The organism is Pseudoalteromonas sp. '520P1 No. 423' (assembly GCF_001269985.1).
Lineage (GTDB): Bacteria > Pseudomonadota > Gammaproteobacteria > Enterobacterales > Alteromonadaceae > Pseudoalteromonas.
In genome coordinates this window covers 816735-834547 of the sequence record NZ_BBZB01000001.1, presented here as the reverse complement: position 1 = coordinate 834547, position 17813 = coordinate 816735, and the positions used below count along the sequence as shown (strand labels likewise).

Genomic DNA, 17813 nt, shown 5'->3' with positions numbered 1-17813 from the left:
TTAAATATTCACTCTATTAAAAGCATCATCAATCGCACTTCTCACTTGCTCCACATTTGTATGCGCATAAATAATCGTATGTTTAAGTGAAGTGTGACATAGTGCTTTTGATACCACACTAATATCAGCCCCTGATTGGATCTGCCAAGTTGCAAACGTACGCCTCAAGTCATGAGGACGAGGGCGAATATTTGGATTTTCATGATATAACCCAGCTAGCGTGATTGCTTCTTTCCATACTCTATCGCCACCCGTGATATAGCCATATTTCGATTTATTGCGAGCAGGAAAAACAAACAGTCCAGAGCCGCACCGAGAATGTCTAGCACTTAAAATATCAAGCACCGCATGATGTAATGGGATTTTATAATGCTGACGAGTCTTTGTCAGCGTCGCTGGGATTAACCAAGTTGCAGACGAGAGGTTTAAGTCAGTCCATTGCATCGTCTTTACATTAGAAAGCCTAGCACCAGTAAACAGCGCTATTCGATAAATGTCTGCGGCATCTTGATCAGTAACCATTTTTAGCGCATCCAGTAAGCGCCCAGCTTCTTCATAAGTCAAATACCGATTACGAACAACGCCTTGCATTTTCTTTATTCGGTCAAAGGGGTTAACTGAAATGCTCAAGTGCTCTTCATAATCCATGGCGTAGTTGAAAGCTGCTTTCAAAACACTCACGACTTTGTTGTGCGTGCTATACCTCTTTACTTCTGTCTCTTTAAGAAAATCACGAGCGAACTTTTTAGATACCTCTGCAACAAAACATTCTCCAATTAGACCTCTAACATGAGTATTATATGCAACTTCTAAAGCATGAGTACGACCAGCTATTGTTTTACGGTAATCAAGTACATTTAACTTATACAGTTCAAATATGTCATTAATTGTAAGGTACTTACTGGGTTTATGTTGTTGAGCTATATCAAGCTTACCATCGCCATGCTTTAACTCTCGCAGCATTGTATCTGCAAGTACCTTTGCCATTGCTACCGTTATTTCACCAACTTCCCCAAGCTTACGCTTAATATCTTTACCATTGCATTTGGCTCGAAAATAATAGCTTTTTACCAGACGGCCGCACCTGTAATTTAAGATGCGAGTGATGTCGATCAGCATAGGTTTTAATGCTCATTTTTACTGGTAGATTATTAACTAATTTATCTGTAAATGTTTTTCTAAATTCTGGCATGTTCCAGCTTTGCTCCACTCTTTTAAAATTAAAGAAGGTGGAACAGAGCGGCTCAAAGTAGCTATTTCACTGATTTTATAAGTTCTAAAACAACACAAAGCGTTGATTTAATGGCACCTTTGAGTCAGGGAAGGGCCACCATTTTTAACTTCAAAGAAAAACTCACACTGAAATAAATCTAGACCTTATAAACTCTAAGTAAAAATCTGTTTTAAATTTATTATATATTGCCTAATTACAACCTACACCCAAATTATTTATGCCTTTGGCAGCTAAGCTTGAAGCAAGTAAGATTTAATAATGTCACTAATACAGCTCATAATTTATTTATGAGCTGTATTAGTGAAAAGTTTAGAAAAAGCCTAGCGGGCTAGTATCATAGCTGACCAATAAGTTTTTGGTTTGTTGATAATGCTCTAGTGCCACTTTATGCGTTTCACGCCCTACTCCTGATTTTTTATAACCACCAAAAGCAGCATGTGCAGGATACATGTGATAACAGTTTGTCCAAACACGCCCGGCTTGAATTTTACGACCCATACGATATGCCACATTCATATCTCGACTCCATACCCCTGCACCTAAACCAAACTCAGAATCATTGGCAATCGCTAACGCTTCTGCCTCTGTTTTAAATGTCGTCACAGAAATCACTGGTCCAAAAATTTCTTCTTGGAAAATACGCATTTTATTATTGCCTTTAAGCAAAGTAGGTTGAATATAATATCCATTTGAGTATTCGTTATTCAATTGCTCAATATCACCGCCAATGAGCAATTCAGCGCCCTCTTCTTTGCCTATATCTATATATTGTAGTATTTTCTCAAATTGCTCTTGAGAAGCTTGAGCACCTACCATAGTATCTGTATCTAATGGATTGCCACGTTTGATTAATTTAGTACGTTCGATGATTTTAGCGACAAATTGTTCATAAATATCTTCATGCACCAGTAAGCGAGAAGGACATGTACATACCTCCCCTTGATTAAAGTAAGCAAGTACTACGCCTTCAACACATTTACTTAAATAATCATCTTCATGATCCATCACATCAGGGAAAAAGATATTTGGAGATTTACCGCCAAGCTCCACCGTAGAAGGAATAATATTTTCAGCTGCACATTTTAAAATATGTGAGCCAACTGGTGTAGAACCCGTAAATGCAATTTTAGCGATGCGTGTGCTGGTTGCCAGTGCTTGACCCGCTTCTGCACCATAGCCATTTACGATATTAAGTACGCCTGCTGGTAATATATCTTCAATTAACTCCATTAAAACCAATATAGAAGCAGGTGTTTGTTCCGCTGGTTTTAATACAATACAGTTACCCGCAGCGAGTGCTGGCGCTAACTTCCACGCTGCCATCAGAATAGGAAAATTCCAAGGAATGATTTGACCAACAACGCCTAACGGCTCATGAAAATGATACGACACAGTATTTTCGTCAATATCACCGATACTGCCTTCTTGTGCACGTAAACAGCCAGCAAAGTATCTAAAATGATCTACAGCCAATGGAATATCAGCAGCTAAAGTTTCTCGTACTGCTTTACCATTATCCCAAGTTTCAGCAACTGCTAATAAGGTTAAGTTTTGCTCCAAACGATCGGCTATTTTAAGTAATGTATTTGAACGTACCGTAACAGAGCTTGCCCCCCAAGCCTCTTTGGCTTTATGTGCGGCATCAAGTGCCAGTTCAATATCTTTTTCATTAGATCTTGGGATTTCACAGATCTTCTTGCCATTTACTGGACTTAAGTTATCAAAATATTGTCCGTCTTGTGGCTCAACCCATTGACCACCTATAAAGTTTTGATACCTAGGTTTAAAGCTCATTACTGCATCTTCAGTTCCAGGTGCTGAGTAGATCATGTCACTTTCCTTTTTTATTTTTAATATGGTTAATATTTGAACTTATCCTAAAAAAGTGTCATAAACTGTACTGTTAATTCACAAAAGTTGACTGTCAGTACAAAGTGCAAATTCATATTTAAGGAAAATGATGATCACCGAATTTCTTAATAATAAAAAAACTGAACCTAAGGTTTTGGTTGAAAATAAAATAAGCTTTAATGGACCCCAATCACAACTGAGTATTTACGATACATTTGAACCTGCACAAAAAGTACAGCTAAAGTCAGATCAACCGCTGTTTTGTGCGATGATCAGCGGTAAAAAAGTCATGCATAGCGATGATGACTATCATAGTGATTTTTTCCCGCATGAATCTTTTGTGATGGCACCTAATCAAACAGTTGAAATTGATTTTCCTATTGCACAATTGGCACAACCAACACGTTGTCTAGCTATTGAAATATCATCAGAGCGCATTGCTCAAGTAGCTGAACAGCTCAATTACAAACAGTATAAATTTCAAGAGTTTGGCCATTGGCGATATAAACCACAAATAGTGCATACACATCACAATGCACAAACTCAGGCGCTCTTACAGAGAATGACGCATATATATAGCGAAAATCATCAAGATCGCAGCTTTATGATAGATTTAGCAGTAAATGAACTGACGATAAGATTATTGAGGCAGCAAAGTAGAGAACTCATGATGTCATTTTGTATGCATCAGTCTGACTTTAGCGGTATGACAACAGCGATTAGTTACATAGAAGATCATTTAGCAGACAATATTGAAATAGAGTATCTATGCAAACTAGCTTGTATGAGTCGAACAAAGTTTTTTAACGAATTTAAGCAGAACTTAGGCTGTACACCATTGGCATTTCAACAACAGCAACGCCTTAGAAAAGCTTATAATTTAATTAAATCTGGTAGACAAATCACCCAAGTTTGCTTTGAACTGGGCTTTACCAGTTGCAGTCATTTCAGTCGTGTATTTAAACAGTTTTACGGTACTAGCCCGAAAGCATTTCAAAATAAGCAATAAAAAAGGCTTTACTTATTTCAGTAAAACCTTCTTTATTGTTAGAAAATGATAAGTTATTTTCTAATGCGCTTGATCCCAGTTATTACCAAAATCAGAGTCTGCAATTAATGGTACATCTAACTTAGCAGCTTGTGACATCAACTCACAAATTTTAGTTGTGTAAGCCTCTAAGCAGTCTTCCTTAATTTCAAATACTAATTCATCGTGAACTTGCATTAAGATTTTAATGGTATCTTTAGGTTGTTGCTTAACCCATTGATGTACAATTAACATGGCTTTTTTGATGATATCAGCTGCAGTCCCCTGCATAGGCGCGTTGATAGCAGCTCGTTCGGCCGCTTTCTTACGAGGGCCATTTTTTGTGATATCTGGTAAATATAAACGTCTACCAAATAAGGTTTCAACATAACCTTGTTCTGTTGCTTTCTCACGCGTGGTTTCCATATAGGTTAATACACCAGGGAAACGTTCAAAATAAGTATCCATATAATGCTGTGCTTCAGAACGTGGAATATCTAACTGATTAGCTAAACCAAATGCCGACATGCCATAAATTAAACCAAAGTTAACTGCTTTCGCTTTACGACGCATATCCGTTGTTACTTCATCAAGTGGTACAGAAAATACTTCTGATGCAGTTGCACTGTGTACATCTTTACCACTAGCAAATGCTGTTAATAAGCCTTTATCTTGTGATAAGTGCGCCATAATACGCAATTCTATTTGGCTGTAATCGGCAGCCATTATTTTATGACCTTCATCAGCAATAAACGCCTGACGAATACGACGACCTTCTTGCGTTCTAATTGGAATATTTTGTAAGTTAGGATCGGTAGAACTTAAACGTCCTGTTGCTGTTATCGCTTGATGATATGAAGTATGTACGCGTCCAGACTCCTCACTCACCATTAGCGGTAATTTATCAGTATAAGTCGATTTCAACTTAGATAAACCACGATACTCCATTATTATCTTAGGCAATGGGTAAGTTAACGCTAACTCTTTTAATACTTCTTCAGCAGTAGAAGCCGCACCTTTAGGGGTTTTTTTAATAACTGGCAATTGCATTTTTTCAAATAAAATCGCTTGTAGCTGCTTAGGTGAACTTAAGTTAAAAGGCTCTTCGGCTAAATCATGAGCTTCTTTTTCAAGCTCAATCAATCGCTCTCCTAGCTGCTGACTTTGCGCAGTGAGCATTTGACTATCAATTTTTACACCGGTTCTTTCAATATCAGATAGCACACTTAATAAAGGCAATTCGATATCTGTAAATACACTTTTAAGTGATGTATCGCTATCAAGTTGAGGCCAAATTTCTTGATGCAAACGTAATGTAATATCTGCATCTTCCGCAGCATAAGGTGCAGCTTGTTCTAATGAAATTTGGTTAAAGGTTAATTGCTTTTTACCTTTACCTGCAATGTCTTCAAAACTAATCGTCGTATGGTTTAGAAACTTTGATGCTAAGGCATCCATATTATGTTTGGTTGCCACACTATTTAATGTGTATGACTCCAACATAGTATCAAACGCAATACCATTTAATTCATAACCCGCACGCGCTAATACACTTTTATCGTATTTAAGGTTTTGCCCTACTTTCGCTTTATTTTCATCAGCTAAAATTGGACCTAATTTTTTAAATACTAATTCTTTACTTAATTGCTCAGGTGCATCTAAATAATCATGTGCAAGTGGCAAATAAGCCGCTTCACCCGCTTTTACGGCAAAGCTCATTCCAACTAAATCAGCCTGCATATAATCTAAGCTGGTTGTTTCAGTATCTAATGCAAATAGTTCGCTCGCATTGAGCTTTTCTATCCAAATATCTAACGCTTCTTCAGTTAAAATTGTTGTATAGTCTGCGTCAACGCTAGGTACTTCAGCTGGTGCTTCTTCAATTGATTCAACAGCTTCAGTTTTAACTGATTTTTTTGCTTTTTTCTTCGCTGGTTTATTTTTTAATAACTCATTGAGCCAACGTCTAAATTCCAATTCAGCATAATATTGGATCAACAGATCTTTATCTGGATCAACAATCTTTAAGCTTTCAAGATCTTCATCTAATTCAACATCAAGTTTGATTGTGGCTAGTTCATAGCTCATTGGTAAATGTGGGATAGCAGCTGCTAGCTTTTCACCAATTTTACCCTTAATTGATTTAGCGTTATCAATCACACCCGTCAATGTATCGTATTTTTCAATCCATTTAACTGCTGTTTTAGGACCACAGCCCTCTACGCCAGGAATATTATCAACTTTATCGCCCATTAATGAGAGGTAATCTATGATGCGATCCGGCGCAACACCAAACTTTTCCACTACAGCATCTGAATCTAATACTTCGTCTGTCATAGTATTAATTAAAGTGACGTGCTCATTAACTAACTGAGCCATATCTTTATCGCCAGTTGAAATTAATACATCGCGTTTGTTTTCTGTCGCAATACGTGCATAAGTACCTATCACATCATCGGCTTCAACTCCGCCAATACTGATCAGCGGAAAACCCATGGCTTTTATTATTTTATGTAAAGGCTCTATTTGGCAACGTAAATCGTCAGGCATAGACGGACGATTCGATTTATAGTCAGAGTACATATCATTACGAAAAGTTTTGCCTTTTGCATCAAAGATCACTCCTACATGACTTGGATCAAACTGCTTTACCAAACTTTTTAGCATATTAACTACGCCATAAATGGCACCAGTAGGTTCACCTTTAGAATTAACAAAATGCGGTGGTGAATGATATGCCCGAAAAAGATAAGAAGAGCCATCAACTAGAATAAGCGGATTTTCTGGGATCTGAGCCATTGATATGGATCCTAATAATAATTATGCCGTGATTGATGGATTATACCCAAATAACCCCAAGATGCGATATGACAAACTTATTAAACTGATATTTAATAAGATGTGGATAAGTGTGTAGATAAAAAAGAAAGCAGAAAAGCTCAAAATGATGTGAAAATCACTCAGAGTGTATGTAATTCTTTATTTATTAAGCTGTTATGTACTTCTAGACAGATTAATTGTTATTACTTTTAATTTTAATCTTATGTGGAAACTTTATTTTTACAGTGAATTTTTAATGACAATTTGTATTAAAATTAATCTCATCAAATTTCACAGAGGCGGTATACTACCATAAAGGATCGAAGATCATAGAGATCCTTTGAAATATTTTTGATTTTTTTATAAATTAAGCACTATAAAATTTTAATAGATGAGAATTAAATGAAAAAAATAGCTGTTATTTTAAGTGGTTGTGGTGTTTTTGATGGTTCAGAAATACATGAAGCCGTTTTAACCTTACTTCATATAGAAAAACTAGGCGCACACTATCAGTGTTTTGCTCCTAATATAGATCAACTGCATGTGATCAATCATTTAACGGGTGAAGTTGATAAACAAGCAAACCGCAATGTATTAGTTGAATCTGCTCGTATCGCACGTGGCGAAATTAAAGATATAAAAACCTTGGATGCTGCTGACTTTGATGCACTAGTACTACCGGGCGGGTTTGGCGCTGCTAAAAATTTATGTGACTTTGCAATAAAAGGTGCTGATTCAACAATTAATCTTGATGTTAAAAATACCTGTAAACAATTCTCAGAACACAAAAAGCCAGCGGTTTATATTTGCATCGCACCTGCGATCATAGGTCATATATATCCTAAAGGCACATTAGCTACGATAGGAAATGATGCAGATACCGCAGAGCAAGTTAATAAATTAGGCGCTAAACATATTAATTGCGCTGTGAATGACTTTGTTTATGATGAAAATGCACACGTGATCAGTACACCTGCATATATGCTTGCAGGGTCGATTGTTGAAGCTAATACCTCGATAGAAAATGCCATTAATAAACTTGGTGAAGTCTTAAATAGTAAATAATGGGATAAATGAGAAAAGTTATAGCTATAGACTAAAATAAAGTTTTGTTTAGTATTTTATATATTTATCGCTAGCGGTATAATCAGCTTAATATTCCGTCATCAATTCATAACGAGCAATGTAACATGAAAAAACTATCAACGGCGCTACTTATCTTATTAGCAACATCAGTTAACGCACAAAAAAATACTGAGATGACTGACGAAGCAATTAAAAATCGTCTTGCTCCAATCGGTGGTATTTACTTAGCAGGCGCAGCACCAGTAGTAGCTGCACCAACAGGTCCTCGTACTGGCCAGCAAGTTTTTCAAAATTCATGTATTGGTTGTCACGGCACTGGCGCTATGGGTGCACCTAAAACAGCTGCTGATTGGGCTCCTCGTATCGCTAAAGGTTCAGATGTATTATTAAACCATGCTATCAATGGTTTTAATTCTATGCCGCCTAAAGGAACATGTATGGATTGTTCTGATGATGAGATTAAAGCTGCTATCGACTTTATGATTAAGTAAATAAACTTAACCATTTAAACAAAAAATGCCGTTCATTTAAAAATGAACGGCATTTTTGTATCTAACACTTTTTAATATTATATCACCCGAGAAAACCTTTTCAGTTTTGCTTGGCTTTTTAAATGCGCATCAAAACTCATACAAATTATGCGAATAAATAACAAACCTTTTGATGTCACCTGAATATGATCATCTGTGATCTCTACCATTTTATCAGCAACTAAGCCTGATAATGATTCCAGAGAATCTGCAAAGTAGTCTTTAAAGTCAATATCAAACTCTTTATTAATCACATTCATATCTAATTCAAAATGACAAATAAGCTGGCGAATTACCGCCGCTCTTATCACATCATCTTGTGTTAGTGTTAAGCCTTTACATACAGGTACAGAGCCTAAATCAACTGCTTTATAATATTCTTTCACATCTTTTGGATTCTGAAAAATACTACGCCCTACTTGAGAGATACTAGACACACCTAAACCTAATAAATCACAGTCTCCATGAATTGAATATCCCTGAAAGTTACGATGTAATATGCCTTTTTGTTGTGCGATCGCAAGTGAATCATCTTTTTTAGCAAAGTGATCCATGCCTATTAAAATATATCCTGCATCATTCATTTGTTTGATGCTATTTTTAAACATTTGCAGTTTTTGTGCGGCAGTTGGTAATTGATCATCTTTGATCTTACGTTGTGCTGCAAATAAATCTGGAATATGTGCATAGTTAAATACTGAAACGCGATCAGGAGATAAAGCAATTAAGCGATCAATTGTTTTTGCAAAGCTTTCTTCTGTTTGCAATGGTAATCCGTAAATCATATCTGTATTAACAGATTTAAAACCGAGCTCTCTTGCTTCTACGACCAGGTCTGCAACGTTATCAGCACATTGCTCACGATTAACCGCTTTTTGTACTTCATCATCAAAATCTTGAATACCAAACGAAACACGATTAAAGCCTAAGCATCTTAACTGCTTTAACATGCCATCAGCTAATGATCTTGGATCTATTTCTATGCCTTTTTCTGCATTAGATTCAAAGGTAAAGTTTTTTTCTAAAATGCCAATCAGACGTGTCATTTGTTCAATAGTTAAAAACGTCGGTGTACCGCCACCCAAATGCATTTGTTCAACAGTATAAGATTGATATAACTGTGACTGAGATGCCGCTTCTTTTTCTAAATAATCAAGATAGAGATCTGCTTTATGCTGATGGCGAGTAATTATCTTATTACAACCACAGTAGTAACAAAGCTGCTTACAAAAAGGAATATGTATATAAAGAGACAGCTTATTATTATCAGTGGTCTTAACGGCTTTTACGACTTCAGATTCGCTATAACCTTCTTCAAATGATAATGCTGTTGGATATGATGTATATCTCGGGCCTGAGATATTATATTTTTTTATCAGGGAATCGTCCCATTCAATTAAGTTTTTCATGACGCAGATCTCTTAATTAGATTGTCGTAAAATTATACTTTGAAGTTATGATAAACGACTTGATCTGGAACAATAGAAGGAGTAAAAACAAAAAACCCCAGTTAATATCTGGGGTTCTTAAAACTGGTAACTAAGCTTAATAGCTTAAGCTATAAAGTGATGGTTTTAGCATTTGGATCAGCTTTAAACTGTAATACCACTTTTTCAAGATCTTTTTGGATCTCATCTTCAAGATCTTTTTCAGCTTTCCAGCGTGCCGAGTCCATTTTAAAGATCTCTTTTTTAGAGTACTTTTTACGTGCATCATGTGTTGGCATATCTTTAACCACATCATACATTTTTAAAATAGCGGGGTATTGGGACTCAATATTGCTTTCACTTTCAAAAACATATTGAGACATTAATACCCATACTCTTAAACAGCCTTCAGAATACTCACATTGCTTTTCTTTCATTGCTTTAGCAATCAAGTTAATGCTATCAGCAAGCTTGGTATTCTTCTGTGCTTGTTGCGCTTTTAGTTTTGCCTTATGCTCAGTGATTTTGGTGTTTTGATCTTTTACTTGTCTCAGTAAAGTGCCGGCATAAAATGCTAAGGCGGCAACTATCAATGCACCAACAATAAAAGCAATTATCCAAAAGGTGCTCACTATTCGTCCTCATCCATCCATTCATTCGCTAGATCATTTGATAAATACTGATCTATCTTACTTTCTTCTGGTGCATCAAACTCATCTTCTTCATCATCTAAGCCTAGTAACTCACATAACGCCTGATGACGTTCTACTTTAGTATTAAAGTATTTAGCATCTTTACCAGTTAACAGCTCACCAGCTTCATGACGGTCGATTAAGTCTAATAATCTTTGATCATTTTCTAACTGCTCTAATTCTTGCTCAGGAGCAAGTACCACTTCAGGTGCTTTCTTAAGTTCTGCAGCAGGTTTTAAATTACGATTCATTACAGGCTCAGGCTTAATTACAACACTTGGCTTGTTACCTGGTGTTAAATCAATAGGTTTTTTACTACCCATGCCTTTAGGCTTTTTAACATTCTGGTTTGTAACACCGCTATTTACAGTTTCATCAATCGCATTACGTGTTCCCGGTTTATTACCCTTAGGCTTTTTAGGACGGAAGTTCTTTAATGCTCTTTCTTCTTGTAACTTTTCTTTACTTAAACGCATTTTACCTGTGCTTTGACTAGGTCCTTTGCGTGATTTTTTTTGTCTGCTCATTTCTCTATCGATCAATATAAACTGAATTACCTGTATTTTATCTTAAATTGCAGGCTTTTTCAGCAAAATCACATGATAGTCCTTAAATAGAATAATTTTAAGACTTATAAAATCTAAATTACGAAGAAGGGATAGTAGCGATGTAATTTTTAATACTAAAATTGGAATTGAAATTTTTTATGGTAGGTATTTGATTAAATTAAAAATAAAAAGGCAGTAGATTGCTCTACTGCCTATTAATTAGAGTGTCTGTTTAACCTGGACACTTCTCCCTTCGACCTTTAGATATACATCTTCAGTCTTATTTTTATTTACTATCCGTATTGTTTTTATTATAAAACTTCCATGAGTTTCTTATTATTTTTATTTCCGGCCATCCTGACGCTATTATTTTTAGTCCTTAATCTGAACTTTAATCTCTTAGTGGATTTATTTATTCAGTTATTTTATTTCTCTGAACTTTCATCTCTTATTGGAGTCTTTATTCAGTTTTTACTCTGCTGAACTTTCATCTCTTATTGGAATCTTTATTCAGTTTTTACTCTGCTGAACTTTCATCTCTTATTGGAATCTTTATTCAGTTTTTACTCTGCTGAACTTTCATCTCTTATTGGAATCTTTATTCAGTTTTTACTCTGCTGAACTTTCATCTCTTATTGGAATCTTTATTCAGTTTTTACTCTGCTGAACTTTCATCTCTTATTGGAATCTTTATTCAGTTTTTACTCTGCTGAACTTTCATCTCTTATTGGAATCTTTATTCAGTTTTATTATTTTTCTGAACTTTAATCTCTTATTGGATTTATTTATTCAGATTTTTACTCTACTCTGAACTTTAATCTCTATGGATTTATTCATTCAGCTTTTCCCCATAACGCACTTAACTTATCGCTTAACTTTCCGTATTAACCTGCTTCCATGTTGTTTTATTATGTTTTTGCGACAGGGGTTAATTTACTGGTTAATAATTATTTTACAACTAATTTATACAAATTTAATCAATTATTTTAACGGGTTTATAACGATACCTATAAATAACATAGACTTAAGTATAATAAAAAGTTTTTAATAAGAATTAACTTACAGCTTTTTACGGCAGATAACTCACATTAAATGTGAGATATTTCCTACAGCATACTATTAACAACTAGACTTTAAGCTTAATTCATCAACTAATTGACATTTAAATGTTAAAAAATAGGCATAAAAAAAGCAGCTTAAGCTGCTTTTTTTAATATTTAGTACTAGCGCCTAATGAAGACCGCCTAAATATTTTGATAAAATGTCTATATCTTTATCAGTTAATTTTTTTGAGATATCAACCATCATACCATTTTGGTCGTTATTACGTGCACCGCTACGGAACTTTTCAAGTTGTGCTTTAATATACTCAGGGTGCTGGAAAGAGATTTTCGGGAATCCAGCTAGTGAAGTACCGTTGCCTCTTGGACCATGACAAGCTGAACATGCAGGAATACCACGTTCTGCATCGCCTGCTTTATATAATCGAGTACCCGCTTCAACAACCTCTTCTGGTGTTGTGCCTTCACTCATATTAAGAGTTGCATAGTATGCAGCTAAGTCTTTCATATCTTGATCAGTAAGTGCCATCGCCATAGCACTCATTACTGGATCCATACGACCTTCGCTACCGCCAGAAGTCATACCCAACTTTAAATCTTTAAGTTGTTTATATAAATATTCTGCGCTTTGCCCGGCTAATTTTGGATAAATATTAACTGGTGCGTTGCCATCGGCGCCGTGACATGCGGCACATGTTGCAGACTTCGCTTTACCAGCAGTTGCATCGCCATCAAATGCTGTTGCGTTGTTTGCAGCCAATGCACCAAACAACATAGTTAAAGTTAGAGCTATTTTTTTCATGCTGAATTCTCTGTTTCCGACCCTGTAAACTACAATGTGGGTATAAAGCCACCTATAATAAGTAAACTATTCTACACCATATTATGTATTCTGACAGTTTTTAACCCTGTAAAATCAATAAAAAGATAATAAAAATGGATAAATGATAACTAAACTCAACATTAGTGCCATCTTGGTATAAAATAACGAGCTTAGCTTAACCTTGTATCATAAAGGAGCCACAGTGCTTAAATCTCGTATAAAATACAGCGCAGCCACTTTCACCACCAGTGCACCAGATCTTTCTAAACTCCCACCTGATACAGGTATTGAGGTTGCTTTTGCTGGACGTTCAAATGCTGGTAAATCAAGTGCGTTAAATACATTAACAGACCAAAAACTTGCAAGAACCAGTAAAACACCTGGTCGTACTCAGTTAATAAACTCATTTGATTTAACTGACAATAAACGTTTAATCGATTTACCTGGTTACGGTTATGCCAAAGTACCGATTGAAATGAAGAAAAAATGGCAAAAATCTTTAGGCCAATATTTACAAAATAGAGATAGCTTAAAAGGTATCGTTATTTTAATGGATATTCGTCATCCACTAAAAGAATTGGATATGGATTTAATTACCTGGGCTGTGGATAGCGAAATCCCTATTTTAGCGCTATTAACTAAAGCGGATAAATTAAAGCAAGGTCCTCGTAAAAGTGAAGTATTAAAAGTACGTAAAACACTAGCAAGTTTAAATGCGGATATTACAGTGCATGCTTTTTCTTCTCTAAAAGGCACAGGATTACCTGAATTAGGTAAAAAACTTGATGATTGGTATTTAGGCGAAATCATTCATGAAAAGCCTGCTGAAAAGTAAGTTTTAGCCAGAAGAAAAAAGACCGGCTTATCTAGTAAGCCGGGTATAGCAATCTGGGGAGAAGCTATTAATACGGTGCATCCCTAAGAATGCATCATCAACAGGATGTCTTCATACATGAAGACGGCGCGCACTGTAACAAAGGGCTCCAGAGAAATAAAGCTCCAATGTAAACAAATGCAACGATTACTCAAATAAACAGTTCCTATTTACGTATCAGTAACAAATTTAACAGCTAACTCCCAAAGTTAGACCTCTAAAAGTAGTTTAAGAGGCCTAGTAGGTTACATCTATAAACGGTAAATATTATCTGCACCGTCTTTATCAACCAACTTCACAAATGGGTCAACACCCGCGAATTTAGGTTTACCTTTTACCTGCAACTTAATTTCATTCGTGCCCGATTTTATTTCATGCTTTTGTAAATACATCACAAAATCATCAGCACCTAAGTTTTCTGGATCATCACTAAATAAGCCAATATCAACTAAATCGGTAAACTCAACGGGTGTTTCTTGACCTTGACCATCTGCACGATTTAAGGCTGCTTCTATTGTTAAAGTAATATCAAATAAGTTTTCTTGGTCTTCAACTTGTGTAACTTTTACGTCCGTTGTTTTTAAGTCATATAAACTGATATGTTCAAACAAGTTACTCACAAATGCTTTTTCTTGATCATTTGCATCCTGTGTAATAAACGCCATTAAGTCGAGCGTTGTTGGATAAGGTGTACTTTGATACTTAAATTCATTTAAGAATGCCTGTAAAGCTTCATTTAATCTTGCTTCACCTAAACGATCTTTCAATGACATCATTACAACTGAACCTTTACGATAATGAATATATTGCTGATTCTCACTTCGTAATAATGGCATTTCTTCTAAAAACTCCACACTACGACCTCGTAAATAACGATCTAATTCATATTTTAAGAATTTACGAATTTTTTCTGGACCATATTTTTTCTCCATAATCATTAATGCTGAGTATTGCGATAAGCTTTCCGAGATGATTGCACTGCCTTGTACATTAGCTGCGCCGACTTGATGTCCCCACCATTGGTGAGCCACTTCATGCGCCGTAACATAATATACAGGGTCGATATTTTCAGGGTCTCTTAAATCAGTAATAAAACCAATTTGTTCTGAGTAAGGCACAGTATTAGCAAAACTTTGTGCAAATGAACGATAACCAGGAAACTCTATAATACGCATTTGTTTATGTTGGTATTCACCAAAATTAGCAGTAAAGTAGTCAATTGAATCTCGTACTGATTCAATCATACGATCTACATTCATATGATGATTTTCATGGTAATACACTTCTATATTTATGCCTTTGTATTGCTCTTTTTTCTGCGCTAACTTAGCTGACATTACGGAATAAAAGTTAACTATAGGCGCATCCATTTTATAATGAAAAGTACGACGGCCATTAGTCACAGTTTCGCTTTGTAAATAACCTGGTGCAATAGCAAACTGATCTTCAGAAGTGGTTACAATCGCTTCAAAGTCTATAAAACCAACACCTTTCCCAAAAAAACTTTCATTATGAAAATCTTCATCTTCCAGCTTATTTGCGCGTTTTAATGGCTCTAAATCATGTTGACGACGTTTATGACGATCAGTTAATTGATAACTTGGCACATAACCAAAGTTAGGGAAAATCTCAAAGTTATTTAAGAAAGTACCATTTTCAACTAAATTAACATCGGAATTTCCATCTGTAAAACCGCGTCTTTCACGCACAGCTGTTAATTTACCGTTACGCTCCTCTCCAGGCTGTAACGCAGGTTCGAAATTAAACCAAGCAGTATTAAATTTATCATTATGTTCACCCATAATGCCGCCTGTAATTTCAACATTCCATTGCTGTGTATTGGCACTTGGTCTAGAAACTAAAAACTTAGATATGGCTTTATTTGATGTGTTTTTTATGATGATATCTGCTTGCGCAATTACCTTCAGTTGCTCAGGGTAAATATCAATAATGGCTTTTGTTTTAGTAATTGTCGGAATTTCAGCATTAATAAATGCCACATATTCTTTCTCATATTCAGCCTGTAATGCTTCTCTATCATCTTGGATCACAAATTCATTTAATACTCGCGTATTATAGTGAATGTAACTCCCTGCACAGATCGAAATAACAAGTCCTGCCGCAATTGCCGTTTTACCTGGTAAACCTAAGTAATACCCTACATTTTTGATTCTAACTTTTAATGGTTGTGCTGGCCCTCTATGCCATAATGCATAACCTAAAGCTCCTAATATAATTGTAACGCCACCCCAATACAGCATATACCAAGAATGACTTGTTAAAAATTGACCGTAACCATTAATATCAGAATAAAGTACTTGTGGTGAACCTGAGAATTGGAACATGTTATGACTAAAACCAAAGTTACTTAATACAATTGTGCTGATGATATACAGTACAAATAACATCATGCCGATATACTTATTAGGACTAATCACTTGTAAAAAGAACGCCATCACAGCTACCATGATCCATGGCACTAAATTCACATAACCTAAACGAATCGCATATTGAGATAATTCAAAGTTACTATAACCATTGAACATTTGATTCAGTAAAGTGACACCTGTACCAAATACAAATAGCACAACTAAAATTAGGCTGATCGCAATCATTTTTGATAACCAAAAAGTGATATTATGAACAGGCATTGAGTCAACAATATCTCCCATACCTGAACTACGTTCACGCCATACTATTTCAGCACTATAATAGGCTAAAATAATCATCATCAATAAACTTGTTGAGTTAATAATTATACTCACCATAGCTTGAGTTAAAGGCCAATTAGGTGTGCCAAACATCCCCTGAGGGTCAACTAAAGGAGCAACTAATAAAAAGATTGTTAATACGCTTAAAACCATAAAAGGCGCACTAAAAATAACCTGCTTTATTTCAAATTTAGTACGCATAATTAAATGCGCTAGCGTTTGAATTCCCGCGCTTTTAAAAAGGATATTATTATTTAATAAATGACTGAAATCAGTTTCCTTTTCTTTTTTAGATTTTTTAGCTGTTTTAACTTTAGATAAACGCACTTTACTGCTAAAACCACCAAAAAACACCATGATAAATGCCGCAACAACCAGCCAAATCATACGGTTTTGTAACAATATGCCTGTCATTTCGATACCAGAGTTATTTTTATCAAACATAGTCCAATAACGTGTTACTTCACGAAAAGTATTTGAGGCAAATGGGTCTAATAAAGCAGCCAAAGTACGGTACTCAGGCTCAGAAGCAAACTGACCTGCAATGATATATAAAATAAACAAGGCTACAGCCGATAAATATACCGCCATCATAGATCTAAAACGAATCGCAACAGCATAAAAGAAACAAGATAAAACTAACAAAGTAGGTAAAGACAGGTAAAAGTAAGAAGTAATGTAGTGTGTTAAATCTGTTGTTCCTAAACGCTCTGGATCAACCCAACCAGTCATACCTCCGATTAAAGTACCTAATAAAATACCTAAAGGAACAAATAAAAATACAGTCGCTACAACAGCAAAAGACCCTAAAAAACGTCCTAATTGGTAACTTAAAGGGTTAATCGGTTTACTATAAAGTAGTTCTGACATGCGGCTAGTATCATTACGAGTTGCAGTACTAGCAACAAAATTCACCACTAAAAACATCGCAAATATGCCCATAATTAATAGTGTTTGCGCGATAGAGAATGGTCCGTTATATAATACGTTACCACCACCACCGATTTGTACATTTTCACTAACCGTGGCAAAAAAAGTGAGTAAAAAGAAAATCAAACTGGTCACATAAAAAGATGGCTGCCTAACAAAGTAGCGCCATTCAAAGATAAACATTTTAGCTAACATAATA

General features: G+C 35.5%; 12 protein-coding genes. 4 read left to right on the top strand and 8 right to left on the bottom strand.

Translation table 11 applies throughout. From position 1 onward, the window contains the following. Entirely contained in the window at positions 1 to 1119 is a 1119-nt protein-coding gene (locus tag PSA_RS03850) for a site-specific integrase (RefSeq protein WP_231665217.1), read from the bottom strand. Between the two features lie 424 nt (positions 1120 to 1543). Next, complete coding sequence (locus PSA_RS03845; protein WP_042150199.1) at positions 1544 to 3064, bottom strand: aldehyde dehydrogenase family protein; 1521 nt, start codon at positions 3062 to 3064, stop codon at positions 1544 to 1546. Positions 3065 to 3194: 130 nt separating this feature from the next. On the opposite strand from PSA_RS03845, the gene PSA_RS03840 reads away from it, so the two are divergent. Then, positions 3195 to 4094 (top strand): AraC family transcriptional regulator, encoded by a 900-nt coding sequence (locus PSA_RS03840; RefSeq protein ID WP_042150196.1) that lies wholly within the window; start codon positions 3195 to 3197, stop codon positions 4092 to 4094. 60 nt (positions 4095 to 4154) lie between these two features. Here PSA_RS03840 and polA read toward each other — a convergent pair whose 3' ends face one another. Continuing rightward, positions 4155 to 6911: a DNA polymerase I gene (gene polA, locus PSA_RS03835; RefSeq protein ID WP_042150193.1), complete on the bottom strand. Its 2757-nt coding sequence runs from the start codon at positions 6909 to 6911 to the stop codon at positions 4155 to 4157. Between the two features lie 423 nt (positions 6912 to 7334). Here polA and elbB point away from each other — a divergent pair, with 423 nt between their 5' ends. Together elbB and PSA_RS03825 are read left to right on the top strand one after the other, a co-directional pair. Continuing rightward, positions 7335 to 7997, top strand: a complete 663-nt coding sequence (gene elbB, locus PSA_RS03830; RefSeq protein WP_042150190.1) for an isoprenoid biosynthesis glyoxalase ElbB — start codon at positions 7335 to 7337, stop codon at positions 7995 to 7997. 125 nt (positions 7998 to 8122) lie between these two features. Then, positions 8123 to 8509, top strand: coding sequence for a cytochrome c5 family protein (locus PSA_RS03825; RefSeq protein ID WP_042150188.1), 387 nt, complete (start codon positions 8123 to 8125; stop codon positions 8507 to 8509). A gap of 77 nt (positions 8510 to 8586) precedes the next feature. Here the strand turns inward: PSA_RS03825 and hemN are convergent, their stop codons facing one another. The 4 genes from hemN to PSA_RS03805 all read right to left on the bottom strand — a co-directional run bounded on the left by hemN (position 8587) and on the right by PSA_RS03805 (position 13078). Further along, the gene (gene hemN, locus PSA_RS03820) at positions 8587 to 9957 is read right to left on the bottom strand and encodes an oxygen-independent coproporphyrinogen III oxidase (protein ID WP_042150185.1); all 1371 of its coding nucleotides are present in this window, start codon (positions 9955 to 9957) and stop codon (positions 8587 to 8589) included. A gap of 149 nt (positions 9958 to 10106) precedes the next feature. Next, entirely contained in the window at positions 10107 to 10607 is a 501-nt protein-coding gene (locus PSA_RS03815) for a DUF2489 domain-containing protein (protein ID WP_042150183.1), read from the bottom strand. Beyond that, positions 10607 to 11194, bottom strand: coding sequence for a Der GTPase-activating protein YihI (gene yihI / locus PSA_RS03810; protein ID WP_042150180.1), 588 nt, complete (start codon positions 11192 to 11194; stop codon positions 10607 to 10609). Before yihI ends, PSA_RS03815 begins: the two co-directional genes overlap by 1 nt. A gap of 1251 nt (positions 11195 to 12445) precedes the next feature. Continuing rightward, positions 12446 to 13078, bottom strand: a complete 633-nt coding sequence (locus tag PSA_RS03805) for a cytochrome c (RefSeq protein ID WP_042150148.1) — start codon at positions 13076 to 13078, stop codon at positions 12446 to 12448. Positions 13079 to 13301: 223 nt separating this feature from the next. Here PSA_RS03805 and yihA point away from each other — a divergent pair, with 223 nt between their 5' ends. Further along, positions 13302 to 13934, top strand: coding sequence for a ribosome biogenesis GTP-binding protein YihA/YsxC (gene yihA, locus PSA_RS03800; protein WP_042150145.1), 633 nt, complete (start codon positions 13302 to 13304; stop codon positions 13932 to 13934). A gap of 290 nt (positions 13935 to 14224) precedes the next feature. Here the strand turns inward: yihA and PSA_RS03795 are convergent, their stop codons facing one another. Continuing rightward, on the bottom strand, positions 14225 to 17809 hold the full coding sequence (locus PSA_RS03795; RefSeq protein ID WP_042150142.1) for a M1 family aminopeptidase: 3585 nt from the start codon (positions 17807 to 17809) through the stop codon (positions 14225 to 14227). Between the last annotated feature and the right edge of the window lie 4 nt (positions 17810 to 17813).

Excerpts from the sequence above, each read along its gene's own strand:
- PSA_RS03850 (WP_231665217.1), bottom strand. The coding sequence starts at position 1,119 with ATGCTGATCGACATCACTCGCATCTTAAATTACAGGTGCGGCCGTCTG.
- PSA_RS03845 (WP_042150199.1), bottom strand. The coding sequence starts at position 3,064 with ATGATCTACTCAGCACCTGGAACTGAAGATGCAGTAATGAGCTTTAAA.
- PSA_RS03840 (WP_042150196.1), top strand. The coding sequence starts at position 3,195 with ATGATCACCGAATTTCTTAATAATAAAAAAACTGAACCTAAGGTTTTG.
- polA (WP_042150193.1), bottom strand. The coding sequence starts at position 6,911 with ATGGCTCAGATCCCAGAAAATCCGCTTATTCTAGTTGATGGCTCTTCT.
- elbB (WP_042150190.1), top strand. The coding sequence starts at position 7,335 with ATGAAAAAAATAGCTGTTATTTTAAGTGGTTGTGGTGTTTTTGATGGT.
- PSA_RS03825 (WP_042150188.1), top strand. The coding sequence starts at position 8,123 with ATGAAAAAACTATCAACGGCGCTACTTATCTTATTAGCAACATCAGTT.
- hemN (WP_042150185.1), bottom strand. The coding sequence starts at position 9,957 with ATGAAAAACTTAATTGAATGGGACGATTCCCTGATAAAAAAATATAAT.
- yihI (WP_042150180.1), bottom strand. The coding sequence starts at position 11,194 with ATGAGCAGACAAAAAAAATCACGCAAAGGACCTAGTCAAAGCACAGGT.
- PSA_RS03805 (WP_042150148.1), bottom strand. The coding sequence starts at position 13,078 with ATGAAAAAAATAGCTCTAACTTTAACTATGTTGTTTGGTGCATTGGCT.
- PSA_RS03795 (WP_042150142.1), bottom strand. The coding sequence starts at position 17,809 with ATGTTAGCTAAAATGTTTATCTTTGAATGGCGCTACTTTGTTAGGCAG.